At 47.7% G+C, this 25,678-nt stretch carries 24 protein-coding genes, 1 tRNA gene and 1 other annotated feature; of the genes, 12 read left to right on the top strand and 13 right to left on the bottom strand.

Annotated features, from left to right (window positions below; genetic code table 11):
* Positions 1-7 precede the first annotated feature (7 nt).
* From B2U97_RS14065 to B2U97_RS14015, 11 genes are all read right to left on the bottom strand, one after another.
* On the bottom strand, positions 8-1,270 hold the full coding sequence (locus tag B2U97_RS14065; protein WP_272988637.1) for an MgtC/SapB family protein: 1,263 nt from the start codon (positions 1,268-1,270) through the stop codon (positions 8-10).
* A gap of 41 nt (positions 1,271-1,311) precedes the next feature.
* Complete coding sequence (locus B2U97_RS14060) at positions 1,312-2,160, bottom strand: alpha/beta fold hydrolase (protein WP_272988635.1); 849 nt, start codon at positions 2,158-2,160, stop codon at positions 1,312-1,314.
* 18 nt (positions 2,161-2,178) lie between these two features.
* Positions 2,179-2,481: a YciI family protein gene (locus B2U97_RS14055; RefSeq protein ID WP_110013861.1), complete on the bottom strand. Its 303-nt coding sequence runs from the start codon at positions 2,479-2,481 to the stop codon at positions 2,179-2,181.
* A 5-nt stretch (positions 2,482-2,486) separates the two neighbouring features.
* Entirely contained in the window at positions 2,487-3,023 is a 537-nt protein-coding gene (locus tag B2U97_RS14050) for an inner membrane-spanning protein YciB (RefSeq protein WP_286822914.1), read from the bottom strand.
* A gap of 20 nt (positions 3,024-3,043) precedes the next feature.
* Complete coding sequence (gene trpA, locus B2U97_RS14045; RefSeq protein ID WP_286822913.1) at positions 3,044-3,853, bottom strand: tryptophan synthase subunit alpha; 810 nt, start codon at positions 3,851-3,853, stop codon at positions 3,044-3,046.
* Complete coding sequence (gene trpB, locus B2U97_RS14040) at positions 3,850-5,073, bottom strand: tryptophan synthase subunit beta (RefSeq protein ID WP_011234991.1); 1,224 nt, start codon at positions 5,071-5,073, stop codon at positions 3,850-3,852. The genes trpA and trpB overlap by 4 nt, the downstream gene beginning before the upstream one ends.
* Positions 5,070-6,524 (bottom strand): bifunctional indole-3-glycerol-phosphate synthase TrpC/phosphoribosylanthranilate isomerase TrpF, encoded by a 1,455-nt coding sequence (gene trpCF / locus B2U97_RS14035; protein ID WP_286822912.1) that lies wholly within the window; start codon positions 6,522-6,524, stop codon positions 5,070-5,072. Before trpCF ends, trpB begins: the two co-directional genes overlap by 4 nt.
* The gene (gene trpD / locus B2U97_RS14030) at positions 6,517-7,530 is read right to left on the bottom strand and encodes an anthranilate phosphoribosyltransferase (RefSeq protein ID WP_286822911.1); all 1,014 of its coding nucleotides are present in this window, start codon (positions 7,528-7,530) and stop codon (positions 6,517-6,519) included. The genes trpCF and trpD overlap by 8 nt, the downstream gene beginning before the upstream one ends.
* Positions 7,527-8,162 (bottom strand): anthranilate synthase component II, encoded by a 636-nt coding sequence (locus tag B2U97_RS14025; RefSeq protein WP_110013856.1) that lies wholly within the window; start codon positions 8,160-8,162, stop codon positions 7,527-7,529. The genes trpD and B2U97_RS14025 overlap by 4 nt, the downstream gene beginning before the upstream one ends.
* Positions 8,162-9,760, bottom strand: coding sequence for an anthranilate synthase component 1 (locus B2U97_RS14020; protein ID WP_286822910.1), 1,599 nt, complete (start codon positions 9,758-9,760; stop codon positions 8,162-8,164). The genes B2U97_RS14025 and B2U97_RS14020 overlap by 1 nt, the downstream gene beginning before the upstream one ends.
* A gap of 52 nt (positions 9,761-9,812) precedes the next feature.
* Positions 9,813-9,917 (bottom strand) — a sequence feature (Trp leader region).
* 115 nt (positions 9,918-10,032) lie between these two features.
* Positions 10,033-11,568, bottom strand: coding sequence for a S10 family peptidase (locus tag B2U97_RS14015; protein WP_011234986.1), 1,536 nt, complete (start codon positions 11,566-11,568; stop codon positions 10,033-10,035).
* Between the two features lie 122 nt (positions 11,569-11,690).
* Here B2U97_RS14015 and B2U97_RS14010 point away from each other — a divergent pair, with 122 nt between their 5' ends.
* The 8 genes from B2U97_RS14010 to B2U97_RS13975 all read left to right on the top strand — a co-directional run bounded on the left by B2U97_RS14010 (position 11,691) and on the right by B2U97_RS13975 (position 19,256).
* Entirely contained in the window at positions 11,691-12,389 is a 699-nt protein-coding gene (locus B2U97_RS14010; RefSeq protein WP_153849990.1) for a hypothetical protein, read from the top strand.
* Positions 12,390-12,459: 70 nt separating this feature from the next.
* Positions 12,460-14,481 carry an NADPH-dependent 2,4-dienoyl-CoA reductase gene (locus tag B2U97_RS14005; protein WP_286822909.1) on the top strand — a complete coding sequence of 674 codons (2,022 nt, stop codon included), beginning with the start codon at positions 12,460-12,462 and terminating at the stop codon, positions 14,479-14,481.
* Positions 14,481-15,308, top strand: coding sequence for a PHP domain-containing protein (locus B2U97_RS14000; protein ID WP_011234983.1), 828 nt, complete (start codon positions 14,481-14,483; stop codon positions 15,306-15,308). The genes B2U97_RS14005 and B2U97_RS14000 overlap by 1 nt, the downstream gene beginning before the upstream one ends.
* 18 nt (positions 15,309-15,326) lie before the next feature.
* A complete protein-coding gene (locus B2U97_RS13995) occupies positions 15,327-15,950 on the top strand; it encodes an L-threonylcarbamoyladenylate synthase (RefSeq protein WP_034821792.1) in 624 nt (207 codons plus the stop codon).
* Between the two features lie 27 nt (positions 15,951-15,977).
* Positions 15,978-16,793: a segregation and condensation protein A gene (locus B2U97_RS13990; RefSeq protein ID WP_011234981.1), complete on the top strand. Its 816-nt coding sequence runs from the start codon at positions 15,978-15,980 to the stop codon at positions 16,791-16,793.
* Positions 16,774-17,346, top strand: coding sequence for an SMC-Scp complex subunit ScpB (gene scpB, locus B2U97_RS13985; protein ID WP_272988611.1), 573 nt, complete (start codon positions 16,774-16,776; stop codon positions 17,344-17,346). The genes B2U97_RS13990 and scpB overlap by 20 nt, the downstream gene beginning before the upstream one ends.
* On the top strand, positions 17,346-18,206 hold the full coding sequence (gene rluB / locus B2U97_RS13980; RefSeq protein WP_011234979.1) for a 23S rRNA pseudouridine(2605) synthase RluB: 861 nt from the start codon (positions 17,346-17,348) through the stop codon (positions 18,204-18,206). Before scpB ends, rluB begins: the two co-directional genes overlap by 1 nt.
* Complete coding sequence (locus B2U97_RS13975; protein WP_272988609.1) at positions 18,207-19,256, top strand: agmatine deiminase family protein; 1,050 nt, start codon at positions 18,207-18,209, stop codon at positions 19,254-19,256. It begins immediately after the preceding gene.
* Here the strand turns inward: B2U97_RS13975 and B2U97_RS13970 are convergent.
* Entirely contained in the window at positions 19,253-21,097 is a 1,845-nt protein-coding gene (locus B2U97_RS13970) for a tetratricopeptide repeat-containing diguanylate cyclase (RefSeq protein ID WP_272988607.1), read from the bottom strand. The genes B2U97_RS13975 and B2U97_RS13970 overlap by 4 nt on opposite strands.
* A gap of 71 nt (positions 21,098-21,168) precedes the next feature.
* Positions 21,169-21,888 (bottom strand): SIMPL domain-containing protein, encoded by a 720-nt coding sequence (locus tag B2U97_RS13965; protein ID WP_272988605.1) that lies wholly within the window; start codon positions 21,886-21,888, stop codon positions 21,169-21,171.
* Between the two features lie 50 nt (positions 21,889-21,938).
* Here B2U97_RS13965 and B2U97_RS13960 point away from each other — a divergent pair, with 50 nt between their 5' ends.
* The 4 genes from B2U97_RS13960 (at position 21,939) to B2U97_RS13945 (ending at position 25,678) form a co-directional block, all read left to right on the top strand.
* On the top strand, positions 21,939-22,406 hold the full coding sequence (locus B2U97_RS13960) for a regulatory protein RecX (protein ID WP_272988603.1): 468 nt from the start codon (positions 21,939-21,941) through the stop codon (positions 22,404-22,406).
* Positions 22,407-22,487: 81 nt separating this feature from the next.
* On the top strand, positions 22,488-25,085 hold the full coding sequence (gene alaS, locus B2U97_RS13955) for an alanine--tRNA ligase (RefSeq protein WP_273025281.1): 2,598 nt from the start codon (positions 22,488-22,490) through the stop codon (positions 25,083-25,085).
* Between the two features lie 149 nt (positions 25,086-25,234).
* Positions 25,235-25,423, top strand: a complete 189-nt coding sequence (gene csrA / locus B2U97_RS13950) for a carbon storage regulator CsrA (RefSeq protein WP_011234973.1) — start codon at positions 25,235-25,237, stop codon at positions 25,421-25,423.
* Positions 25,424-25,585: 162 nt separating this feature from the next.
* A tRNA-Ser gene (locus B2U97_RS13945) sits at positions 25,586-25,678 on the top strand.

Genomic DNA, 25,678 nt, shown 5'->3' with positions numbered 1-25,678 from the left:
GTGATAATTAAAACTGCCAAAAGGCGTAAAGCAAGCCGGGAATAACGCTTAAAATCATGTAGACAGCGTAACGATAGTGCAATTTAATACCGGCGACAGAAGCGAACATAATGCCTTTAAGCAGAGTATTACTGACACAGGCTAAGATAATTCCCGTAGCGGCTACCTGGCGCGAGAGTTCGCTCTGAGCTGAGCGTGATAGTGACAAGGTAATAGCGTCAACATCCATCAGACCGGATATTATGGAAAGGCCGTATATCCCGGCATCACCAAACCAGTTTTTCATTGCCTCTGCCAATAACAAAATAACTGCTAATAAAATACCAAACTGGATAGCAGTGGTCAGTTGCAGTGGGTTATTGATGGTAATCTCTCCGGTTTCGGAGGGAGGATTACGTTTATGTTGTCTGTACATGAGTGTTATGACAGTTAATAACCCGGCGAACATGAGAAGAATAGGCGGCCACAATAATGGTAAAAGTTCACGGTTAACCACAAAGACCTCAATAAGAACTCGCGGGAACATAATGCTACAGGCGAGCAGCATGCCGCTGGCGTAAATTACGCTCTGAGAGTTTTTTTTCGCAAAACGAGCCATAGTTAGGGTAACGGCTGTGGATGATGCTAAGCCTCCGGCGATTGCGGTAATCAAAGTGCCGCGCCTCTCTCCCAGCAGTTGGGTAAACAGATAGCCAATAAAAGACAGACCCGAAATTAAAACGACCATCCACCAAAGCCAGTAGGGGTTCAACGCCTGCCAGGGGCCGTAGCCTTCATTTGGCAGCAAAGGCAGAACCACCACAGATATCAATAGTAGTGTGATACCTGAGTAAAAGGCCTTAGGTGAAATGCATTTAAGCAATTTGTGCAGACTTTTTTTATGGCCGAGAAGAGCAACAACTACCGCACCGCAACTGAGAGCAGGTAGAGGATCACCAGAGGCAGCCCAAATTGCCAGTGCAAAAGTCAGCAGCATTGAGAATTCGGTGGTAATACCTGCGTCATCGGAGAGCTTGCTATAACTTATATAAGACGATGCAATGAGTATGGCAACAACAATGAAACCGGTAACGATAAGCCATACGCCCCATTGTTGAGCTAAAATAGCAAAAACACCGCCGCTAAGACCTATTAGGCTGAAGGTTCGTACGCCGGCAACACGAGTGTCCTCATCACTGTCCCTGCCGCTCCAGCCGCGTTCAATGCCTATCATCAAGCCTAACGCCAGAGCTGCCAGTAAAGATAACGCCAGTTCGATTTGGTAGTGCATTGCGAAGCGCCTTTATTAATTAGACTGATTCTATAACGACTTTAATTGACCTGCAGTGCGTCTAGCAAGCTTTTACGCCAGAGAGACTCTTTGAATTGACTGCGAAAGAAGTTGAAATGCCCGATACCTTTGCTTTCGGTTATTTCCGGTTGCAAGTCTTTTAATACCTTCTCTGCGTTAGGGTAGTGCGACAGCAGGTTTTCGATGTTGGAGCGTTGCAACAATTCGTCGTCAGTAATATGAAAGGCGCTGATGGGTGCAGAAAATTCATCGTAACGGACTTTTTGATCAGTACTGATGTTATCAAACAAATAGTCTTTACTGCGGCACCAGCGGCTCCATTGTTTCATCGCTGCTGCGGGCATATCGCCAACCATGTTTAAGCGTTTACCGGGAAAGTAACCGGCAATAGGTGTGCTAATAGGAGCTGCAAAATACCAGAGTAACCATGATGTCCAACGGACCTGTTTGCTGGCTTTTAACCAATAACCGGTGCCACTGGCTATGGTCACCATCTTATCTATCTTGTTGGCATTCTGCGCCATGGCGACAATTTGGCCGCCCAGGCTATGTGCTAGCCAAATTAAGGGCTCACCCCTTTGGCAGGACTGAGCATAGTCAATCACGGCGGTCATATCGAGCTCGGCCCATTCGATAATATCAGACTTGATTTGTTTCAAAGGCTTATCAATGGACTGGCCAATACCATAATAGTCAAAGGTAATGACGCGGTAACCCTGTTTGCTTAACCAGAGGGCTATGGGTTGATAAAAACGTTGTTTCACACCTAACGCAGCAGCTATAACAACAGTGGCCTTAGCGCTCGATTCAGGCTCAAAGCGGACACAATGCAGGTAGCGATTATTGGCGGTAAGTTCGACGCTCTGCATAGTCACTAATTAACCTGATTAGTTCGGTAAAACGGCGTTAAATGGCTTAACCGTTGCTTTTTTATAGACACCGGCTTGCCAGTAGGGGTCGTCGTTAGCCCATAGCTCTGCTTCTTCCAGAGTCTCAAATTCAGCGATGACCACAGAGCCGGTAAAACCAAGCACACCTGGGTCTAGTTCCGCGATGGCCGGACAGGGGCCTGCGACGAGCAGGCGACCGTCATTTTGCAACGCTTTTAAGCGTTCAAGATGAGCAGGGCGTGCCTGCTTACGACCTTCCAGAGAGTTCTCATGGTCTTCTGCGAAAATAACAAACCACATTAGTCCTAGGTCTCCTCATCAATGGCGTGATGGTACATATAGAATCCGGTACCAATTGTGAATACGAGTGAAATACCCAGTATGCCAAAGACTTTAAAATTAACCCATGCCTCCTGGCTCCAGAATTCCGCAATGTAGAGGTTTACTGCTGCCAGTGCCAGGCAGAATATGATCCAGGCATAGGTTAAGCGCAACCAGGCGGTATCTGGCAGCTTTATATCTTTACCCATCATGGCCTGAATCGGGCTGCGCTTTTTCCATATTAAGCCGCCTAAAAGCATGAGCGCTATGGCCACGTAAACGACGGATACTTTCATTTTAATGAACCAGTCGTCGCGCAGTAACAGCGTGACGGCACCAAAGACCATAACAACCGCCAGGATGACCCAGTGGCGAGTGGTTATAGGTTGCTTGAGGAGTTTAAGACCCAGTAGCTGTAATACGGTACCGGCCATTAATACGCCAGTCGCAACGTAAATATCCGCTAGTTTGTAAAACACAAAAAAGGCGATTATGGGTAAATATTCTAACAACAGGGCCATTAACTACTCCGGAGGCAACTCTACGACAATTGGGTTGCGGCTTTCATGGCTTTTACAAAAGCCTTTAAGTCCGCTACTTGCTGCGCGTTATTGTCGAGGTTTTTCTCTATAAGCGCAACCACAGCCGAGCCACTAATAGCGCCGTCGGCACCTGCCGCAAGCGCCCGCTGAACATGTTCAGGCTGCGATATACCAAACCCAAGTAAAGTCGGCGGTGCACCGGCTTCTTTCAGTTTGTTAATCAGTTCCGAAGCGGGGGCCTGCATTTGTGTATCAGCACCGGTAACCCCGGATCGACTCAGTAGGTAGACATAGCCGGCACATTGTTTAGCGATATCAACTAACAGCGCATCACTAGCATCTGGCGGCGCAATAAACACCGCTTCAATTCCAATTTCTTTGGCTATGTCGGCGAAGCGTTTAGCTTCTTTTGTAGGAACGTCGGCAATAAGCACTGAATCTACGCCTGCATCTTTCATTTGTTGGTAAAAGTTGCGAACACCTTTCGCGTAGATTAAGTTGGCGTAAACCAATAACCCTATGGGTATCTGTGGTGAATAGTCTCTAACTTCTTTTAAAATCTCTAAAATATGCTTAAAGGTTGTTCCCGACTCCAGGGCTCGTAAATTTGCCCGCTGGATCATGGGGCCATCGGCAACCGGGTCTGAAAATGGCAGACCGAGTTCCAGCGCATCGGCGCCACCAGCAATAAGAGCCTTGATAACTTCCACACTTTGCCCCGGAGTTGGATCTCCAAGCGTGACAAAAGGAACGAAGGCACCCTGGTTATTAGCTTTTAATTGTGCGAAACAGCTTTCATACCGGCTCATTTTTGTTCTCCTTTCGCGCTAACTTCAGCATTTTCCTGAGCACTAAAAATACGACGTACGTGGTCAATGTCTTTATCGCCGCGGCCGGATAAGTTAAGTAATAATATTTCCGGAGCATCCGGTTCTGCGGCTCGTTTTAGCGCGTAAGCCAGCGCATGGGCAGGTTCCAGCGCAGGAATAATACCTTCATGACGGGAGAGCAGTTTAAAGGCTTCCAGTGCTTCTTCATCGGTTACTGATTCGTATCGCGCCCGACCAATGGCTTTTAAATGCGCATGTTGAGGGCCCACGCCAGGGTAGTCCAGACCGGCTGATACTGAATAGGACTCCTCAATTTGTCCTTCGTCGTTCTGCATTAGAAACGACAGGCAACCATGCAAAATTCCGGGTTTACCCGCAGCCAGTGTAGCGCCGTGCTGCTTGGTTTCCACGCCCTTACCCGCAGGCTCAACACCTACTAAATCAACACCTTCCTCGTCGATAAAGTCGGCGAACATGCCAATGGCGTTGGAGCCGCCGCCGACACAGGCAATAACTTCGTCCGGTAAGCGACCCGCCTGCTCAATAATCTGGGCTTTAGCTTCTTCACCAATCATACGGTGAAATTCACGCACTATAGTCGGGAAAGGGTGTGCGCCTGCAGCTGTGCCTAATAAGTAATGGGTGTTGGGGTAACTTGCTGTCCAGTCACGCAGAGCTTCGTTGACCGCATCTTTTAACGTACCGCTGCCGGTATCTACAGGTACCACTTTCGCGCCCATTAATTCCATGCGGAAGACATTGGGTTGCTGGCGCTCAACGTCTTTTTTACCCATATAGATAATGCATTCCAGGTCCAGCAGCGCGCAGGCAAGGGCTGTTGCGGTGCCGTGCTGACCTGCGCCGGTTTCGGCAATAATGCGCGTTTTGCCCATGCGTTTAGCCAACAAGGCTTGTCCCAGCACCTGATTGGTTTTGTGGGCGCCGCCATGAAGTAAGTCTTCACGTTTAAGGTAAATTTTGGTTTTATTCGGGCTGTTCAGCGGCAGGTTACGGCACAAACTCAGTGGTGTCGGTCTGCCTAAGTAGTTTTTCAACAATCCGCGAAATTCAGCCTGAAAGTCATCGTCCTGTTGTGCCTCTATAAAGGCCTGTTCCAACTGCTCTAGTGCGGGTAGTAAGATCTCAGGAACGAACTGGCCGCCGAAATCGCCAAAATAAGCGGGTAATGACTGACTCATACAGCCTCCTGTTGGGTATTCTTATTTGAAAGATGTTTTTCTGAAAAACGACCATAATGGCGGATTTTCGTGAATGTTTGAGCTACTTTTTGGCTATTTTTAATGCCAGGTTTCCATTCGGCTTGAGAGTTAATGTCCACTCCGGCAAAGCCTAACTCTATTGCACTGCTGATGCTTTCAGGGCCAATGCCTCCGGCTAACAGACAACGTTGACGCTCCTCTGTACCTAATGGTTCCAGCAACTTCCAGTTAAAAGCCTTGCCGCTGCCACCACCGCGGTTATCCACAACAAAGGCATCAACCGCAAGATCCGGCAACTGTGCCGGGCTTTCAATAGCTAAAGCTTTCCATATTTTGACTGTTTCCAGACCTGCCTGACGCAATTGCTGACGTAATTGAACAACATAGTCGATATCTTCATGGCCGTGCAGTTGAATAGCAGAGAGCCCGACGTATTTTGCCGTGTCGATAAGGCTCTCTAACGGTTGATCAGCAAAAACACCCACATACTCAAGTCCGTTTGCTTCAGTTGTTATTTGCTTTGCCTGCTTCAGTGTCACACAACGAGGTGAACGCTCAACAAATATCAGTCCCCCGAATACCGCACCCTGAGAACGTGCGTTTATGGCATCTTCAGCGCGAGTCAGACCGCAAACTTTATTTTGTCCATAAAGCAGTTTGCGGCAGGCTAAATCAACGTCCGGCTGGGCGCTCAATGCGCTGCCGATAAGAAAGCCGTTAACAAAAGGGGCAACCCGGCGAATGTCGGCGTGCTCAGCAAAACCCGACTCTGCAATGAGTAAGGCATTTTGGGGAGCCAGCGGAGCTAACTGCGCACTGCGGTTCGGCTCAATGCTCAAGTCTGTTAAATCGCGGTGGTTAATGCCAATGATGTTCGCATCCAGTTTTGCGGCACGTTTCATTTCTTCTTCGTTGGCAACTTCGGTGAGTACATCCATCGCAAGTGACTCAGCTATATCGCGCAGGGCGATATATTGCGCATCATCGAGGACTGATAACATAAGCAAAATGGCATCCGCACCAAAGTAGCGGGCGCGGTAAATTTGCTCTTCATCAATAAAAAAGTCTTTGCATAAAACCGGCTGGGTAACCTGCCGGCGCACGGCTGTCAGATAGTCCAGTCGCCCCTGAAAAAACTCAGGCTCGGTTAATACGGAAATAGCTGCGGCATGCGGCTGGTAGCTTTTTGCCAACTGTGGTGCGTCAAAGTCAGCACGAATTAAACCTTTTGAAGGAGAGGCTTTTTTACACTCCAGAATAAAACCTGCCTGCTCACCGCTTAATGCTTCATATAAGCTACGGTCACTGGGTCTGAGCTGAGACTTTATTTCACTCAGGGGCATGAGCTCGGCCTGAGTTTTGTTCTGCTCAACCTTGCGCTCAACGATCGTTTTCAGCACGTTCTTTTCTAAACGAATGGTGTCAGACATGATAGGTCTCCTGAGCATCCTGCACCCGACGTAAATGCAAGAGTGGCTGGCCGGTGTCTAAATGCTCCATTGTTGCTGCGGTTGCGGCTTTCATATCGTTGTATTGTCCACTTAAATACAGCAAAGCGGCAACGTTTATTGCAACCGAGTGGCGCTGAGCGGGGCTGCCGCCTCCGGCAAGAATGTCTTCCAGAATACGAGCGTTAAAGTCAGCGTCACCGCCTTTCAGTTCATCAAGCGGGGCGCTGGGAACCCCAAAGTCATTAGGTGTTACATGGTAGTCATTGAGCTCGCCGTTGCGCAGTTCAATAACTCGCGTTGGCCCATGCAGAGCCAGTTCATCCAGCCCGCTTCCGTGTACGACCATAGCACGTTTAACCCCCAGTCGTTGCAGGGTTTCAGCCATTGGCCTTACCCATTCCTCGCTATAAACACCGAGCAGTTGAGCATCAGGACGCGCAGGGTTAACTAAAGGACCAATCAGGTTGAATAAGGTGCGTGTTTTCAGCGTTTGCCTTACCGGCATCGCATGCTTAATGCCGGGGTGATAATGCGGAGCAAATAGAAAGCAAAAACCATTATCGGCTAACTGAGTCGAGGCATCCGACGGATCCAGATTAACGCGAAGTTTGAGTGCTTCGAGTACATCAGCTGAGCCTGAACGTGAAGACACACTGCGATTACCATGTTTGGCCACAGCCAGACCCATACTGGCGGCAACTAAAGCCGCCGTCGTAGAAATATTGATGGTATTACTGCCATCGCCGCCGGTACCGCAACTGTCAATAACCGTGGTGTCGGGGCGTAAGAATGGCTTCGCTGCGGATAATATGGCTTCAGCGGCACCGGCTAACTCGGCTGGGGTCTCGCCCCGCATTTTCATGGCGATAAGTGCGGCGGATACCTGAATGTCGTTGAGCTCGCCTTTAATTAAGCGCTGGAAAAACTCACGGGTTTGATCTTGTGTCAGAGACTCACCAGACATCAGAGTTTGTAGGGCTTTCATGGCTTTGCTCCTGTTAGTAAATACTGAATACTGTTGCTAAGTAATTGTTTTCCCTTTGGCGTTAGAAGCGATTCAGGGTGAAACTGAAAACCAATGGCATTGGTGTTGTTTTCTTCTTTACCGAAGAATTCAGCAGCCATAGGAATACTACCGTCAGGGCCATCCAAACTGGCAATTATGCTCACTGTGGAGGGCAGGTCATAACCGCTAAGCGAGTGGTAACGAGCCACAACGCATTGGTTGTTGTCTGTCGCGCTGACAAACACCGGGTGTGGCGCGGTGTCTATTTTTGCGGTTTTACCATGAACAATCTCACCACAGGTATCCACGCGGCCACCGGCGTGTTCAATGAGCGCCTGAAAGCCGAGGCAAATACCCAGCATGGGTATGCGACCACTGCAGTATCGGATCACTTCCATTAAGTTGCCTGCGTTTGCTGGGTGCCCGGGGCCGGGTGAGAGGCAGACCAATTGAGGGCCACTGTAACTTTCCAGCTGTTCAATCACATCGGCTGCGGCCAGCTGGTTACGATAAACGACCAGCGGAAAGCCTAACTGACGCAACTCATCCACCAGGTTGTACGAGAACGAGTCGACGTTATCTATCAGTACGATACGAGCTGACTGAGTCATTATACCGCCTCCTGGTCAGGTAAAGTGTGAGCCTGCTGAATTGCCAGAATAACGGCCTTAGCTTTGTTTTCGGTTTCGGTTACTTCGCTGGTCGGGTCTGAGTCATGTACTACGCCAGCACCTGCTTGCACTATGGCTTGGTTGTTTTTAACGAAAGCGGAGCGAATAACAATACAGGTATCCATGTCGCCATTCCCGGCCAGATACCCAACAGCGCCGCCGTAGCTGCCGCGGCGTTGCTTTTCAACCTGACGAATAAGCGTTGCAGCGCTTACCTTCGGCGCACCAACCAGAGTCCCCATGTTCATGCAGGCACGGTAAGCGTGAAGGGCATCGCAATCGTTTCGTAGTTTTGCTACTACGCGTGATACCAAATGCATCACATGAGAATAACGGTCAACCTGAAGTAGATCGGCAACGTACCGGGTGCCGGTTTCGCTAATACGGGCTAAATCGTTGCGGGCTAAATCAACCAGCATTAAATGCTCTGCCAGTTCTTTTTGGTCAAGCCGCAGTTCCAGTTCCATGCGGCTGTCGAGATCAGGGCTAATGCTGCCGTCGGCGCTCTTACCGCGGGGGCGGGTACCTGCAATAGGGTAAAGCTCTACCTGATTGATGTCCTGCTGGTATTTCAATGCAGATTCAGGCGAAGCACCGAACAGACAAAAGTCCGGATGACTCATAAAAAACATATAGGGCGAGGGGTTGTTCTTTTTCAATTGCTGATAAGCGGCTAACGGGTCAGGGCAGGGCATTTTAAAACGCCGGGACGGCACAACCTGAAAAATGTCACCCGCGACAATGTTTTCTTTTAGCCGGGTCACAATGCGTGCAAATTCTTCCGCTGAGGGCGTGGCCGTTACTTGTACATCAACCGGTTGAGGCTGAGGTTCTATTGCCGGTAGCTGACAACGTGCGGCCAGTTCTCCTATACGCTGGCTCATAGCTTGATAACGTTGGTCGTGGCCTTTACCGCTGAATACACTGCCAAGCAGCTCAGTGGTTTGCTGTTGGTGATCAATAATTAGCAAGGTCTCCGCCAGGTAAAAGACATAGTCAGGGCAGTTGTTCTCGCCTTCATCAACTTGCGGTAGTTGCTCGTAGCTGGCGACGAAGTCATAGGCAAAAGCACCACCGAGGAAAACCGAAAACGGATGCTGTTTTGCTGTTTTGTTGGCTTTATTGAGCTTTTGTTGGAGTACTCGCAGCGGCTCCATGTTACTGATTTGACGTAAGCGGGAGTCTTCGTCAATCGGTGTATTTGCTGCACTGAAAGTTAACCTCAGTTGTTCAGGCGTTCTTTCAATGGCGGCACTATCTTTGAGCTGCTCTTCAATCCAGCTGAGCAGAACAGCACCATTATCGGTCAGGGCAATAATAGTGACTTGCTGGTCGTTACAGGTAATTCGTAACGCCGCATCAATCAGTAGCAAGCTCTTTACTTGTTGCTTGGTGCCGATATCAGCTGAGTCCAGCAGTAAATGTTCACCTTGTGTGCTGCAAGTATTCTGAAATACTTTTAGTGGCTCCGCCTGATAGGGCAGCGACACTCGTAGTGTTTCTAAATTGCCGTTTTGTTCAGTTGTCAGGTTTTTCACCTCAGACCTCGTATTCTTTTGTTGTTGTTCAAACCTGCTCCAGTGAAACGGCAACAAAAAACCCGCTCAAAGGAGCGGGTTTCTCAAAGTGAAGCTATTTACGTTACACGCACAACTACACCACCCGCTCGTTTGGGAAGTGCCACCACCAATGTTGTGTTGTTGTGCGTAAAAACATAAGTTGTATAGCTCTATTAATTCAATTTAATGCTGACAAACTAACGCTTGCGCGAAAGTCTGTCAATAGTTGTTTTTCTTTCAGTTTATACTTTCTATTTATATTCTGCCGGTTTGCCTTTTGAATCAGACTTACGAATAAACTCGCGTAAATCATCATTCGCCTTCTCCAGGTCAGCACGACGCAGATACATCATATGACCACTACGGTAACCTTTAAAGTCAATGCGATCAGTCATCTGAGTACTTGGATCCAAATGCCAGGTTGTGTACTTCGCGTCGAAATAGTTGGTTGCACCGTCAAAGTAACCTGACTGTACTAACACGTTCAGATAAGGGTTTTGTGCCATGGCCTGGCGCAGTTGCTTACCGGTGTTGTTGTTCGTGCGATCCCACGGGTGAACTGGGCCAAACATGTTGTATTTAATGTCGGTCACAAAGTTTAATTCTTCACGCAGGTAGTAGTTAATGGCTGGCGTGAACGAGTGTAACCATGAAGTCAGTTCGGCGTTAAAGTCCGGACGGTCACCAGCGCGCTTTTCATCAAGTCCAAGGTAGCGCGAGTCTAAACGGCCAATGGTACGGTCACGGTCACGCAGTAACTCCTTCCAGAAGTACCAGGTGCTTGGCGCTAAGTTGTTATCCAGTACAGCCTGCTTCGAAAGGCCTGAATATTTAGCGACTTGTTCTGCCATTTGTTCACGTGCGTCATCTGGTAGCATGGCGCCTTTGGCTAATGCAGGTAAATACTCGTTCAGAGTGAAGCTTTCTACTTCAGGCAATAATTCGTCTAAATCTTTACTCTGTAAAGCCTCTGGCAGTGCGTCGTGATACCAGGCGGCGGCTGCAAAGTAAGGTAATTGGTTCGCTTGTTTTACCGGTCCGTCACGGTCAATGCCGATATCAGTTGGTGAAACTAAAACAACACCGTTCAAATACATCCACTGGCTATTCTGAAGCTCTAGTGCAAGGCCAGATACACGGGTTGTGCCATAGCTTTCACCAATTAAGTACTTAGGCGACTGCCAGCGGTTCATGCGTGAAGTAAAAGTATTCATCCATTCGGCCAGGTATTTCACGTCGGCATTAACGCCAAAGAACATGTCTTTTTGCTTCTCGCGAGACGGCATTTCACCTTCTTCATTCGGCAGTACGCGCGAATAGCCGGTGTTAACCGGGTTAATGAAAACAATGTCGGCAACATCGAGAATGGAGTGCGGGTTGTCCTGCACGCCATAAGGCTGAACCGGGTAACCTTCATCGCTCAGGTTTAGCACTTTTGGACCGGTGTAAGCAATGTGCATCCAGACAGATGCCGAACCCGGGCCACCGTTAAAGGAGTATACAATCGGACGAGATTCGCGGTTATCAACGTCCTGACGTTCATAATAGGTGTAGAATAGCGATGCGGTCGGATTGCCTTCGTCGTCCCACACGGGTTGAGTTCCTGCGGTGGCTGTGTAGTCGACAGTTTCGCCCTTAATTTCTACGCTGTGTTCGGTAACGACTTCGGTGTCGACCGGCAGCATACGCTTGTGGTTATTCGGGGCTTCTTCTGCAGTAACGGGCGCAGAAACGATTGAGCAGCCCATTAAAGTTAAAGAGGCAACTAAAGCGAGACTCTTGTGCATAAGATTGTTCTCCGTTTTTATAATCTTGCCTCAGATTAACAAATAATTACTTTAAAGAGTCAAAGGTTATGCGATTATTGGGTTTATTCCTGCGACTGGAACCTATTTGAATGAGGTCATCAATGAAATTTACAACTATAACGCGGGCGGCTTTTTGGTTGTTCTTACCCCTGCTGAGCTTCTCCGTTGCGGCTCAGAATTTGTCTGATGCGATGAAAGAGGGGTTACAGACAATGGCTTCGGAGCAATTAAATGCGGATCTGGAAGTAGGCGAACTTGAGGTTAACTCATTAACCAATGGCCTGACCGCAAATAATGTTCGTTTTGCGACCCGGGTCAAAGCCTTGTCGGAGCCTGAAAATCAACTTCTACTGGCTAAGCAATTAATGCTAACCGGTGACTGGCAGGCACTTGGCAGCAGCCGTGTGGATATTTCTAAAATTGAGATGTCCGGCGCTCAGTTAACCGTCGCATATTACGATACCGGACGCTCAAACTTGCATGAATTTCTAAAGCAAATGAGTGGTGTTAAAGTTCAAAAGGTGAATTCGGTGCCTTTAAACTGGCGGGTTGATGAGTGGTTGATGGAAGACGTTACCATTAACTTATTTGATAAAGGTGAGCCAATTTTAAGTGTGCATGTTGACCAGCTTAAATTGAAAGACCTGCAGTCAATGCAAGATGCGAATGATCAGGTGCAGGAGCTGTTGTGGCCGATTTTTGAGCAGGTTTCGAAACAAGTGCGTAACGGAAACCCTAACGTACAAGTCGATAGCATGGCGCTTTCAAGGTTCTTATTGCGTGAAGCGATGGCGTTCTGAGCTTGAGTTAAACGGGTTTAAGCAGTAAAGTTAGAAAAAATTAAACACCCGTTTAAAATAAGAGGTTGGCGTGGAAAAATCATACCCAAATTTACTGAAACCCCTGGACCTTGGTTTTACGACATTGAAGAACCGGGTCTTAATGGGCTCAATGCATACAGGCCTGGAAGAAGAAAAAAATGGCTTTAGTAAATTAGCCAGCTTTTATGAAGAGCGCGCCAAAGGTGGTGTTGGCCTTATTGTCACCGGCGGTATCAGCCCTAACTTTCGTGGGCGTCTGGCGCCTTTTGGCAGTGAAATGTCTAAGCCCTGGCACGTGGGTAAACACCGTCAGGTAACCGATGCCGTCCACAAGTATGGCAGTAAAATTTGTCTGCAACTTCTGCACGCTGGCCGTTACAGCTACCATCCGTTTTCGTTAGCGCCCAGCGCGATAAAAGCGCCGATAAACCCGTTTAAGCCAAAAGCTATGTCTGAACGACAAATTCTCAAAACCATTAAACACTATGCCCGTGGCGCTAAGCTGGCGCAAAAGGCTGGCTATGATGGTGTTGAGATCATGGGTTCGGAAGGTTATTTAATTAACCAGTTTTTGTGTCCAAGAACGAATAAACGCGATGATAACTGGGGCGGCAGCTTCGAAAACCGTATGCGTTTTCCACTGGAAATTGTAAAAGCTGTGCGCGCGGCTGTGGGCGAAAAATCGATTATTATTTTCCGGTTGTCGATGCTGGACTTAGTTGAAGACGGTCATCAGCTGGATGAAGTTCTGCAACTGGGAAAACTGCTGGAGCAGGCGGGCGTTACCATTATTAATACGGGTATTGGTTGGCATGAGGCCCGGGTACCAACCATTGTTACCTCGGTACCACGTGGCGCCTTTAGCTGGATAACCGAGCGCGTACGCAGAGAATTGTCGGTTCCTGTGGTTGCCGTTAATCGTATTAACACGCCGGAAATTGCCGAGCATATTTTAGAAAGCAACCAGGCTGACATGGTTTCTATGGCACGACCGCTACTGGCTGACCCAGAGTTTGTGAAAAAAGCGGAACAAGGCCAGTCTGAACGTATTAATACCTGTATTGCCTGTAATCAGGCCTGTCTGGATCATGTGTTTGAGAATAAAAGGGCGTCCTGTTTAGTTAACCCCCGAGCCTGCTTTGAGCAGGAGTTGGTAATGAAGCCGGCTGAACAGAAAAAGCGCATTGCGGTCATTGGTTCTGGCCCTGCAGGGTTGGCCTTTGCCTGTAATGCTGCAGAGCGCGGTCATCAGGTCGATTTGTACGATAAGTCCGAAGAAATTGGCGGTCAGTTTAACTACGCTAAACAGATTCCGGGTAAAGAAGAGTTTTATGAAACCCTGCGCTACTTTAAGTACCGCATTGAAGACACCGGTGTTAATTTGAAGCTTGGAAAAGAGCAAACTTGCGAAGGGTTGCTGGCAGAAAAATACGATGATGTGGTTCTGGCAACCGGAGTCAGCCCTCGCCAGGTCGATATTCCGGGTGTTGATTTGCCGCATGTGCTGGGTTACTTAGATGTTTTACGTGACCACAAAGCTGTGGGTAAAAAAGTGGCTGTGATTGGTGCCGGTGGTATTGGTTTTGATGTCTCTGAATACCTGACCACCGAAAAGTCACTGACACTGGATGAACCAGAATGGTCAGAGCGTTGGGGTATTGATAAAAGCTACAGTGATCGCGGCGGTCTGAAACCGCAGCAGCCAGAGCAGAGTACGCGTCAGGTTTGGTTGCTTCAGCGTAAAGAGAGCAAAGTCGGTAAGGGGTTAGGTAAAACCTCTGGCTGGGTTCATCGTAACGAACTAAAAAGTAAGTCTGTGAATATGTGGAATGGGGTCACTTATCACCGCATTGTGCCAGAAGGTATTGAAATAGAACGTGAAGGTGAAAAACAATTGCTGCAAGTTGATAATGTGATTATTTGTGCGGGGCAGGTACCACAGCGATCATTACACGACGCGTTGCAGTCGGCTGGCCAGACTGTACACCTAATTGGTGGGGCCGATGTTGCTGCCGAACTCGATGCCAAACGCGCGATTCGTCAGGGTACAGAACTGGCGGCGGAGATTTAATGTCAGTTTACGATTTGCATTGTCACAGCACCTGTTCTGATGGCTCTTTGTCAGTGTCCGAGCTTGTGCTGCGCGCTTGCGAACAGAACGTCGATGTACTGGCGATAACCGATCATGACTGCGTTGACGGGCTGGCAGAAGCGAGTCGTCTTATTGAACACGAGAATTTGCCAATCGAGTTGGTGAACGGAGTTGAAATTAGTTGTCGTTGGCACAGTTTTGAAATTCATATTGTTGGACTTAATATTGACCCAGATGCGGAACCCCTAAAGGTTTTATTGAGCGAACAACAGCAACGTCGCTATGATCGCTTTGATGCGATGCTTGAAAAGTTATACCAGCGCGGTGTCAGTTTATCGGCAGAAGAATGCGAAACGGAGGGGTTGCCAACACGTAAGCACATTGCTGACGCTATGGTACGAAAAGGTATTGTCAGTAACCCACAAAAAGCTTTCGATCGCTATATTGGCAAAGGTAACAGCGCCTATGTCAATCCCGAATGGTGCGATATTCCCACTGCGATAGAAGCCATCCACGGCGCCGGGGGGAAGGCGGTACTGGCGCATCCCCACGGTTACAAAATGTCGAATAAATGGCTGCGCAAGCTTTTAATACAGGGTAAAGAGTGGGGGCTCGATGCCATGGAAGTCAGTTTGTGTCAGCAGTCTCCCGGTCATCGTGATGCATTAGCGAAAATGAGTCAGGAATATGGACTGCTAGCCTCGCAGGGGTCGGATTTTCACTATCCGGGGAATTGGCGCGAACTGGGTAAAAATCTTTGTCTGCCAGCGGACTGTGTGCCAATATGGGAGCATTGGTCACAGTAGAAGGATTGAGGTGAGATTATGAGTCAATATTTTGAAATTCATCCGGAAAATCCTCAAGCACGTTTAATTCAGCAATCGGTTCAAATTATTCGTAAAAGCGGGGTGGTGGTTTACCCTACTGACTCGGGTTATGCCATTGGTTGTCAAATTGGCAATAAAGCAGCAGCTGATCGTATTTGCCAGATTCGTGAAATAGACAAAGAGCATAACTTTACTCTAATGTGCCGGGATTTATCTGAGCTTGCGACTTATGCCCGGGTTGACAACGATGCCTTCCGGTTACTGAAAAATAACACTCCCGGACCTTACACTTTTATTCTGAAAGGAACGAAAGAGGTTCCCAAGCGGCTGTTGAACCCCAAACGTAAAACTATTGGTATACGGGTTCCGACCAATCGTATCGCAATGGCTCTGCTGGAAGAGTTAAATGAACCATTAATGTCGACCAGCTTGATCCTTGGCGAAGGAATGCTGGCTGAATCTGATCCGGAAGAGATTCGGGATAAGCTGGAAAAGCTGGTGGATTTAATTATTGATGGTGGTCATAAAGGTGAAGAGCCAACGACGGTTGTGGATTTATCTGAGGGAGCACCGACCATTCGCCGCGAAGGTTCCGGAGACGTAGAGCCTTTTGATTTTTAGTCAGTTAGACAGGCACTCGGTTTAATTATGGCGGAACAACAGTCACTGCCTTTAGGCTTTGTTCGCGGCGAACCGGTTATAGAAAAGCCTGAAGACCTCTATATACCACCGGATGCGCTGGAAGTTATACTCGACACTTTCAGTGGTCCGATGGATCTCTTGTTGTATTTAATTCGCAAACAAAAGCTCGATATTGTGGACATGCCTATTCTGGCTATTACCCGGCAATATGTTGAGTATGTGGACATGATGCAAGAGTTGAAGCTGGAGCTTGCCGCCGATTATTTAGTGATGGCGGCCATTCTGGCCGAAATAAAAAGCCGTTTGCTGTTGCCGAAACCGCCTCAGGAAGAGGATGAGGAAGAAGACCCTAGAGCGGAACTTATAAGACGCCTACAGGAATATGAGGCGATACGCCAGGGTGCTGAATATATTGATCAGCAACCGCAGGTGGGGCGGGACATTTTATTGAGTGAGGTTGGCAGTAATGCACGCGAGTGGTTAACGGCTGCACCTCCGGAAGTGACTCTTGAAGACTTAACTCTTGCTTTTAGTCGAGTGTTACAGCAAGTGGAGTTAAAAGCTCACCACCAGATAAAGCGCGAGCAACTATCGACACGAGCGCGGATGAGTCAGGTACTGGAGTTGTTGAGCCATAAAAAGTACGTTTCTTTTAGCCAGCTCTTTACCCGAAAAGAAGGTCGCGCCGGAGCTGTGGTCAGTTTTTTAGCAATTTTGGAACTTGTGAAAGAATCAATGGTAGAATTGTCACAAGTAGAGCCTATGAGTGATATTCGCCTGAGTTTGAGACAGCACAATCAAGATGAATCCGTTACAGCTTAAACAACTTATTGAAGCGGCCTTGTTTGCGCATCCGCAGCCGTTATCGGCTGAGCAGCTGTATCAGCTGTTGCTGAATGAAGGCGAGGCCTCGCTGGCGGCCATAAGGCAGCAACTTAAAGAGTTGCAGTCAGACTATCAGGAACGTGGTATTGAGTTGGTAAAAGTGGCTTCCGGCTACCGTTTTCAAACCCGGGCCGAGCTGGGTCAGAGGTTAGCCGGGCTTTGGCAGGAAAACCCGCCTCGTTACTCAAACGCTTTGCTGGAAACTTTGGCATTAATTGTTTACCGGCAGCCCATTACGCGTGGTGAAATTGAACAAATACGCGGTGTAAGTGTCAGTAGCCAAATAATGAAGACACTGCAGGAACGAGGCTGGGTTAAGGTTGTAGGGCACAAAGAAGTGCCGGGAAGACCTCAGCTTTATGCCAGCACTAACGATTTTTTAGATGATTTTAATTTAAGTGACTTATCAGAATTACCTGATATCGACACACTTAATGAAGATGATGAACGTACCGCTGAGACAGCGACTAACGAGAGAGATGATTCGTAATGACCGAGAAATTACAAAAGGTTTTAGCCCGATCTGGACATGGTTCGCGCCGCGAAATTGAAACAAAAATTTCAGCCGGCCGAATTCGTGTGAACGGCAAAGTAGCACAATTGGGTGAGCGTATTGATGCCGACGCAAAAGTACGCATTGATGGCCACGAAGTTCAGATTAAACCTGAAGAAGAGGTCATTTGCCGAGTTCTGATTTACCACAAGCCCGAGGGTGAATTGTGTACGCGCAAGGATCCGGAGGGACGGCCGACCGTTTATGACCGCTTGCCAAGAATGAGTGGTGCGCGTTGGGTCGCTGTGGGGCGGCTTGACGTGAATACCTCGGGTCTGTTGTTATTTACTACCGACGGTGAGCTTGCTAATCGCCTGATGCACCCCAGCCAGCAGGTTGAACGTGAATACGCGGTACGGGTGTTTGGTGACGTGGATGAAGCCATGATGCAACGCCTGAGAAAAGGTGTGCAACTGGAAGATGGCCCTGCGCATTTCAATAGCATAAAGCCTGCCGGTGGTGATGGCATGAACCGCTGGTTCCACGTGACCATCAGTGAAGGGCGTAATCGTGAAGTTCGCCGCTTGTGGGAGTCGCAGGAAGTGCAGGTCAGTCGTCTTATCCGTGTTCGCTATGGCGATATTCCTCTGGAACCCGGTTTACCGCAAGGTGGCTGGGCGGAAATGTCATTGCCTCAGGTCAATGCGTTAAGAGCTCAGGTTAACTTACCGGCGGAAAAAGAGTCGTTTCTCGACCCTCGTCATGAAGAGTCTAAACAGCGTCGTTTTGCGAAAATTCGTAAAGCCACCGCCCGCCACAGACTGGATAAAAAACAGAGTAAACGACGGGGTAAGTAAGTGACCACTACTGCCCGCTGGTTACCTGATTTTATGGAAAACCAGCGCTTGTTGCTGGCCTGGCCATACCGGAGTGATGTCTGGCGTAAGCATGCGGATCCAGCTCGAGACGCTCTCATAAAGCTAATAAAACAATTGCCTGATAACACGCCGGTTTCGCTCGTTGTTCCTGCGAGCATAAGCGACAGTGTACCCGAGGCACTTAAATCCGTTCAGCGCATAGAGCTGGATTATGACGATATCTGGCTACGCGATACTACACCACTGTGGCAGTTAAATAGCGACGGTCAGTTGGCGGCATTGTCTTTTGATTTTGATGGCTGGGGTGGTGTCCAGAATGTTATTGCTGCTGATAAAGCCTTTAGTCAAAGCCTGTGCTCTCGCTTGATGTGTCCAGTAACAAATAGCCTGCTTATTGCTGAAGGCGGTGCTTTTACGCACAACGGCCAGGGTGACTGGCTAATTGGTCTGGCCTGTATTAAGCAGCGAAACCCGGCAATGACAGAGCCGCAGATAAAGTCGTTATTAGGTCAGTTGTTGCCCGGGCAACGTTTGCACTTTTTTGATGGTGGATTGGTTGCTGATGAAACGGGCGGGCATATTGATAATATGGCGTTATTCGTTGACGCAAATACTGTGTTGTATGCTGCCACTGATAATACAGCGCATCCGGATTATAAAACCTGCCAGGCGCTTAAAAAACTACTGGATAAACTGCCTGCTTACATTCAAACCATTCCTTTACCTTTGCCGCCTCCACAACTGCCAGCTCGTGAAGAAAGAGCGGGGGTGGAGCTTACATCGTCAAGCTTAAAACGTACCGTTGAACTGCCTTTACTGTGCAGTTATGTGAATGTTTTGCAAACGAGTAAACTGGTTGTGGTACCTCAATTTGGGTTAACCACAGACGCTCAAGCCGTGCGGACTGTTCGCGAAGCTCTTCCGGAGCGAAAGGTTATTGCCATTGATGCTCGCGAATTTGTTTTAGGGGGCGGTGGTTTGCATTGTATCAGTCATAACTTGCCTAAATTTAAGACAGGTAAGCTTTAATCAGTGATGATTAGGCGTTCCCGGCCTTTATCCTTAGCTTCGAACAAAACGTCATCCGCACGTTTATAAAGAGAGTCAAAACTATCTTCCGGGTGAGCGTTAGTAAAGCCCATACTGAAGGTAATGCGGTAATCTTCCGGCAAACCGCTAATGGGCTTGCTGTTCATTTCCTTGGTAATGCGCTCGAAGATGTTTTTCGCGTCCTCTTTACTGACATCGAAAAAGACCAACAGCCATTCTTCGCCTCCCAGGCGACCGAAGTTGTCCTGATCACGCAGGCTGAGTTTGGCAACTTCTGCAAAACGTTGTAATACGCGGTCACCAACGTCGTGACCGAACTGATCATTTATTGCCTTAAAGTAATCGAAGTCGACAACAGCCAGGGCTAACTGACGTTGTTGTTCGCGAGCTTGCTCCAGACCTTTTTTGCAAATACGGACAATAGCACGTCGATTCGGCGCGTTAGTTAAATCGTCTTTTAATGCCAGCTCGGCAAAGTTCTTACTAGCCCGCCATTGTTGATAGAGAAAAGCTGAGACAATAATAACGACTAAAAGACCTGAAATAATAATCCACACCAGCAGGTAATATGAGGTTTGCTGCTCCTGTAGTTCTAACTGCTGCAACTGATTTTCTTTTTTAAGTAATTCATTGGTGGTCTCCTGCTCTTTAATTTCCAAACGCACCATAATTTCCTGTACTTGCTTATCCTGAGTTTGCTCGTTTACTTTCTGCATATAATTGACGGAAGTTTTGTAACTTTCCAGAGCTGCTTTATAGTTTTCTTTACTCTGATAATACTCAGACCAGCGTTCATTCAGGGTTTGATATAACTGGTTATCGGTCAATGTGTTAATAACCGAACTGGAGGCCTCTAGCTGAGCAAGTGCATTTTCAAGTTGGTTGGTACCTAAATAGGCTGAAACCATGGCCAGCCGGCTTTGTGCTTCCATAGGATGAGCTCCGGCTGACTTAAATTGCGGCATAGCTTGATTTAGGCGTTCTAAACCCTGTTGATAACTTTCGTTTTCGATATCAATTGAGGCCATTTGGAAGAGGGCGTAAGCGACGCCAAGGTCATCTTTAATTTCTTTACTGATTTCTAAAGCCGTCTCGAAATGCTGTCTGGCTTTTTCATCATTTCCGGCGGCTTGATAACCAGTGGCTAAATTGTACTCGAGTACAGAAACATCCCATTGACCTAAATGTTCTCTGCTGATGTCGAGTGCATCCTGAATGTGTTCTAAGCCAATATCGTTTGCGCCAACATCGAGATAAATAGAACCAATTAAAGCGTGAAACTCTACCTGCAACCTGGGGTGTGCCGTGTAGGCATTACGATTGAGCTTTTCCAGAGTCTGCAGTGCATGGGCTATATCCCCTGTATTCTGCATCACTTGCGCATGAAGTATGTCTGCTTCTATCTGTAAATCTTTATTACCTGAAGCCTTAGCGTTTTCTATTGCATAGGTAATGCTGGTGTTGGCCTGGCGAAGCTGACCTCTTTGTAAGAAATACCATGTTTGGTTAATTCTCAACAGAGTTTTTGCAATTTTTGAGTTGGCCAATTCAGCAAAGCGTAAGCCTTCATCTATAGCTGCATGTGCTTTACTTTCATGACCGGAATATCGGTAGGCTTCAACTTGCAGTGCGTAAGCCATTGCCAGTTCTTCAAACTGGCGCTGGTTATCGTACTGTTCTATTAATTCAGAAGTCTTTTTTATCCAGGCATCTGGATTACTGCTGGCATCAACACGTTGCTGCTGCCACTCCTGAGCTGAAACTAATGAAGTGACAGCGAGTAAAGTGATAAATAAAAGGCTCTGAATTTTTAGGAACAAAATGGCTCTTTCTGTTGCAAAATTGTTGAATATCAAGCCATTTTACTCCGAGTGCTCAACATAGCAACGATTTAATTGTCAGAGTCCGGCTGAGTTTGGGTTGAGAATATAACCTCTACCTGTGCCTCAATGGTTTGTTGTCCAGGTAATGACACTTTATCTGAGCGGCTACTCATTTCTGCCATTTGCATAACCACCGGTCGTGACATAGAGCGTTCAGCGATACTTAATGTTCCCGTCAGCTCTAGACCCGCAGCAGTAGCCAAACGCTCGGCCTTATTTTTTGCTTGTTTATAAGCGTTGATCAGTGCTTGTTGATATAAACCTTGCTGGTCACTAATTTCAAACCGAACCTGACCAACGCGAGTGACGCCGCGCGCTAGCGCTAAGTCGATAATATCGTCGTAGTTTTCGGGCTCTAACAAAGTGACCTGAACTTCGCGTTGAACGACAAAACCATCTTGCTCTGTTTTCCCGTCATCGTTTTGTTCATACCGAGGGTAAATTTGTAGTTGGTAAGAACGAATATCTTTGTCTTCTATACCTTTATTATTCAGATCGTTAATTAAGCGGCTAGTGGTGTTATCGACTAATGTCTTTTGTGAGCTGAGTTTATTCCCGCGTTCTTCTATCCAAAAAGTCAGTGACATCTGATCCGGAATAGCAGAAACACTGCCGCTACCGGATATTGATAAGGTACGCTCGTCTGCTTGAGCGAAAGTGGTAAATCCTGCGGTAAGAAAGGCAAGACAAATGAAGAGAAACCTTGATTTTGAATTACTCTGAGTCATATTAAGCATCCTTAGACCAAATTGCATAGTTAGGTGTTGGAGTATAGACCATGGACGAAAGTTCAGAGTATGACGAGAAAGCACTGCGCGACAGTGCTTTTCGGTTGCTGGCAATGCGCGAGCAGAGCAGAACTGAATTAAAACGTAAATTAATCCAGAAACAATGGCCTGCAGAAATGGTCAATCGCGTTGTCGACGAGCTGAATAAGGAAGGCTGGCAGAGTGACGAACGCTTCGCCAGTAGTTTTATTCGTGAAAAAGTAGGGCAGAAGCAGGGGCGGTTAAAAATCCTGGCGCAGGTCACCCAACAAAAAGGTGTTGCTACGGAAATTGTTGAGGACGTGCTCGAATCCATGGAAGTCGACTGGTTTGAACTGTGTGCAGAGCTGAAGCAGAAAAAGTTTGGCGATGATGACCCGTCTGATGAAAAAGAGTGGAGTCGGCAGGTTCGATTTTTGCAGCAGCGAGGTTTTACTCCGGAGCAAATTTTCGCTTGCGTCAATCGACCACGACGCTAGGCTAGACGGCTACTTCGTGATAGTCTTAGAAGATTAAAACATTGACCCAAAGTCACTCAGTTAAGAAAAGTAGGACTCAATATGAGCATGAACAGTGCCCAAATTCGTGATGCATTTTTAAATTACTTTGCTGAACGAGGACACGAAAAAGTTCCTTCAGCATCAATGATTCCCGGCAACGATCCCACCTTGTTATTTACCAATGCAGGTATGGTTCCATTCAAAGACGTTTTCCTGGGTACTGATAAACGTCGTTATGATAAAGCCACTTCGGCGCAGCGCTGTCTGCGTGCCGGCGGTAAACATAACGATTTAGAAAATGTTGGGTACACGGCCCGTCATCACACTTTCTTTGAAATGATGGGTAACTTCAGTTTCGGCGACTACTTTAAAAAGCAAGCTATTCAGTACGCCTGGGACTTTTTAACCAAAGAGTTGAAGCTGCCGGCTGAAAAGCTCTGGGTTACGGTGTTTACCGAAGATGATGAAGCCTACGATATCTGGGTGAAAGACATTGGCGTACCGGAAGACCGTATTTCGCGTATTGGTGAAAAAGACAACTTCTGGTCTATGGGTGATACCGGGCCTTGTGGTCCATGCTCTGAAGTGTTTTACGACCACGGTGAAGAAGTATGGGGAGGCCCTCCGGGAACTCCTGAAGAAGACGGTGATCGTTACATCGAAATTTGGAACCTGGTCTTTATGCAGTATAACCGTCAGGCTGACGGTACCTTAGAACCTTTGCCTGATCCTTCTATTGATACGGGCATGGGGCTGGAGCGTATTTCTGCCATTATGCAGAACGTTCACAGTAACTATGAAATCGATTTATTCCAGGCGCTGATTAAAGCGGCGGCTGAAATTATTGGCACCAATGATCTGGATAATAAATCATTGCGGGTTATTGCTGATCATATTCGTTCATGCTCCTTCTTGATTACCGATGGAGTTATGCCATCAAATGAAGGCCGTGGTTATGTTCTGCGCCGTATAATACGTAGAGCCGTGCGGCACGGGCACTTACTTGGCGCTAAAGACACCTTCTTTTTCCGTTTGGTAGACGAATTGGCTCGCCAGATGGGTGAAGCGTATCCTGAGCTGGAGCAGAAAAAGCAAATTATTAAAGACGCCCTGGAACGGGAAGAGCAGCAGTTTGCGCGCACGCTGGAGCGTGGCCTGGCGATTTTATCAGACGAAATTGCCGAGCTTAAAGGTCATGTCATACCGGGCGACGTGGTATTCAAACTCTATGACACTTATGGCTTCCCTGTTGATTTAACTGCGGACATTGCCCGTGAGCAGGAATTGACAGTTGATGAACAAGGTTTTGAAAAGGCTATGTCAGAGCAGCGTCAGCGGGCTCAGCAGGCTTCTCAGTTTGGAATGGATTATAATCAACAGCTTAAATCTGACAATAAAACCGCATTTACCGGTTACGATGACGTTGCCGGGCAGGCAAAAGTGGTCGAGTTATTTAAAGATGGTAAGCCGGTAGAGCAGTTGCAGGCGGGCGAAAACGGCATTGTGGTTTTATCAGAAACTCCATTTTATGCAGAAAGTGGTGGTCAGATCGGTGACAAAGGTGTTTTGGTTGTCAACGGACCGGCATTTGAAGTGACAGACACCCAGTATATTGGCAAAGCGATAGCGCACCACGGCGTAGCGAAAGCTGCGGTTAAGCTCAACGACAGCGTAAAAGCCGAAATTGATTCTGAGCGTCGTGAGAATATTAAACGCAACCACTCGGCAACGCATTTGCTGCATGCAGCGCTTAGAAACTTGCTGGGTGAGCACGTTACGCAAAAAGGTTCTTTGGTCGAAGCGGACAAAATGCGTTTTGACTTCTCGCACTTTGAACCAGTGACGACTGAGCAGTTGGCTCAATTAGAGCGTGAGGTAAATGCACAAGTTCGCGCTAACCTGCCACTGCAAACCGAGCTCATGGCTATTGACGAAGCAAAAGAAGCGGGCGCAATGGCCTTGTTCGGCGAAAAGTATGATGAGCAGGTACGAGTTGTGCGTATGGGAGATTTCTCCATGGAGCTTTGTGGCGGTACTCATGTCAAAGCGACAGGCGATATCGGTTTATTCAGAATAACCTCAGAGGGCGGTATCGCTTCGGGTGTGCGTCGCATTGAAGTGGTAACCGGAGAAGCCGCCGTACGATATACTCAACAGCAGCAAAACGTATTGCAGCAAATTGCTGGAGAACTGAAAACAGAACCAAGCTCTGTGGCCGATAAAGTTCAGCAACTGCAGCATAAGTTCCGTGAATTAGAGCGTAAGAACGAGCAACTGCAACAAAAACTGGCACAGCAGGCCGGTGGTGGGTTAATCGCTCAGGCTGTTGATATTAATGGGGTTAAAGCAATTATTGCAGAGCTAGACCAGGCCGATCCGAAATCTTTGCGTGGATTAGTTGATGATCTGAAGAACCAAATGGGCTCAGGTATCGTATTATTAGGCACTGCAAACGGTGATAAAGTCAGTTTAATTGCTGGCGTTACTACCGATTTAACGTCTAAAGTTAAAGCAGGAGATATCGTGAATCAGGCTGCAAATGTTGTTGGTGGCAAGGGCGGAGGTCGTCCTGACATGGCGCAGGCAGGTGGTTCACTCCCGGAACAGTTAAATGAAGCTTTGGCTACTGCGACGACTTGGTTACAGCAACAGCTTTAGCTGTCGCTGTAAGCGATTAAAACACAACGAAAAAGTATGCGCTTCGTTATAGTGTAATCACTCTCAGTGTTGGTAGACTTGCTTACGCCAGTTCAGGGAAAAGTTCGATATTCGCGGTAAGAATCGGAACAGTATTGAAGGAGCAATCTATGCTAATTTTAACTCGCCGTGTAGGTGAAACATTAATGATAGGTGATGATGTTTCGGTCACCGTTCTCGGCGTTAAGGGAAACCAAGTACGTATTGGTGTTAATGCCCCGAAAGACGTTTCCGTTCATCGCGAAGAAATATACATGCGCATTCAGTCTGAAAAAGACGATGAGCAAGACAAAGAATAAGTGATTAGACAAGACCGGCGAAAGCCGGTCTTTTTTTATGTTTTTGAGCATTCTGAAGAAAAATCACGCGAGATGGTCAATTATCCCACACTTAAACCCTAGTTTTTAAAAAAGCGATTGACATTATTGCCAACATCGCTAGAATTCACGCCACAACGATTTGGAGAGGTGGCCGAGTGGCTGAAGGCGCTCCCCTGCTAAGGGAGTATAGGGTTTGTAGCCCTATCGAGGGTTCGAATCCCTCCCTCTCCGCCA

Source organism: Idiomarina sp. UBA3176, assembly GCF_002364295.1.
Classification (GTDB): Bacteria; Pseudomonadota; Gammaproteobacteria; order Enterobacterales; family Alteromonadaceae; genus Idiomarina; species Idiomarina loihiensis.
This window is presented reverse-complemented; position numbering and strand designations above follow the sequence as displayed.

What these genes read in the sequence shown, in the direction of transcription:
- B2U97_RS14065 (WP_272988637.1), bottom strand. Translation starts at nt 1,270, where the DNA reads ATGCACTACCAAATCGAACTGGCGTTATCTTTACTGGCAGCTCTGGCG.
- B2U97_RS14060 (WP_272988635.1), bottom strand. Translation starts at nt 2,160, where the DNA reads ATGCAGAGCGTCGAACTTACCGCCAATAATCGCTACCTGCATTGTGTC.
- B2U97_RS14055 (WP_110013861.1), bottom strand. Translation starts at nt 2,481, where the DNA reads ATGTGGTTTGTTATTTTCGCAGAAGACCATGAGAACTCTCTGGAAGGT.
- B2U97_RS14050 (WP_286822914.1), bottom strand. Translation starts at nt 3,023, where the DNA reads ATGGCCCTGTTGTTAGAATATTTACCCATAATCGCCTTTTTTGTGTTT.
- trpA (WP_286822913.1), bottom strand. Translation starts at nt 3,853, where the DNA reads ATGAGCCGGTATGAAAGCTGTTTCGCACAATTAAAAGCTAATAACCAG.
- trpB (WP_011234991.1), bottom strand. Translation starts at nt 5,073, where the DNA reads ATGAGTCAGTCATTACCCGCTTATTTTGGCGATTTCGGCGGCCAGTTC.
- trpCF (WP_286822912.1), bottom strand. Translation starts at nt 6,524, where the DNA reads ATGTCTGACACCATTCGTTTAGAAAAGAACGTGCTGAAAACGATCGTT.
- trpD (WP_286822911.1), bottom strand. Translation starts at nt 7,530, where the DNA reads ATGAAAGCCCTACAAACTCTGATGTCTGGTGAGTCTCTGACACAAGAT.
- B2U97_RS14025 (WP_110013856.1), bottom strand. Translation starts at nt 8,162, where the DNA reads ATGACTCAGTCAGCTCGTATCGTACTGATAGATAACGTCGACTCGTTC.
- B2U97_RS14015 (WP_011234986.1), bottom strand. Translation starts at nt 11,568, where the DNA reads ATGCACAAGAGTCTCGCTTTAGTTGCCTCTTTAACTTTAATGGGCTGC.
- B2U97_RS14010 (WP_153849990.1), top strand. Translation starts at nt 11,691, where the DNA reads ATGAAATTTACAACTATAACGCGGGCGGCTTTTTGGTTGTTCTTACCC.
- B2U97_RS14000 (WP_011234983.1), top strand. Translation starts at nt 14,481, where the DNA reads ATGTCAGTTTACGATTTGCATTGTCACAGCACCTGTTCTGATGGCTCT.
- B2U97_RS13995 (WP_034821792.1), top strand. Translation starts at nt 15,327, where the DNA reads ATGAGTCAATATTTTGAAATTCATCCGGAAAATCCTCAAGCACGTTTA.
- B2U97_RS13990 (WP_011234981.1), top strand. Translation starts at nt 15,978, where the DNA reads ATGGCGGAACAACAGTCACTGCCTTTAGGCTTTGTTCGCGGCGAACCG.
- scpB (WP_272988611.1), top strand. Translation starts at nt 16,774, where the DNA reads ATGAATCCGTTACAGCTTAAACAACTTATTGAAGCGGCCTTGTTTGCG.
- rluB (WP_011234979.1), top strand. Translation starts at nt 17,346, where the DNA reads ATGACCGAGAAATTACAAAAGGTTTTAGCCCGATCTGGACATGGTTCG.
- B2U97_RS13965 (WP_272988605.1), bottom strand. Translation starts at nt 21,888, where the DNA reads ATGACTCAGAGTAATTCAAAATCAAGGTTTCTCTTCATTTGTCTTGCC.
- B2U97_RS13960 (WP_272988603.1), top strand. Translation starts at nt 21,939, where the DNA reads ATGGACGAAAGTTCAGAGTATGACGAGAAAGCACTGCGCGACAGTGCT.
- alaS (WP_273025281.1), top strand. Translation starts at nt 22,488, where the DNA reads ATGAGCATGAACAGTGCCCAAATTCGTGATGCATTTTTAAATTACTTT.
- csrA (WP_011234973.1), top strand. Translation starts at nt 25,235, where the DNA reads ATGCTAATTTTAACTCGCCGTGTAGGTGAAACATTAATGATAGGTGAT.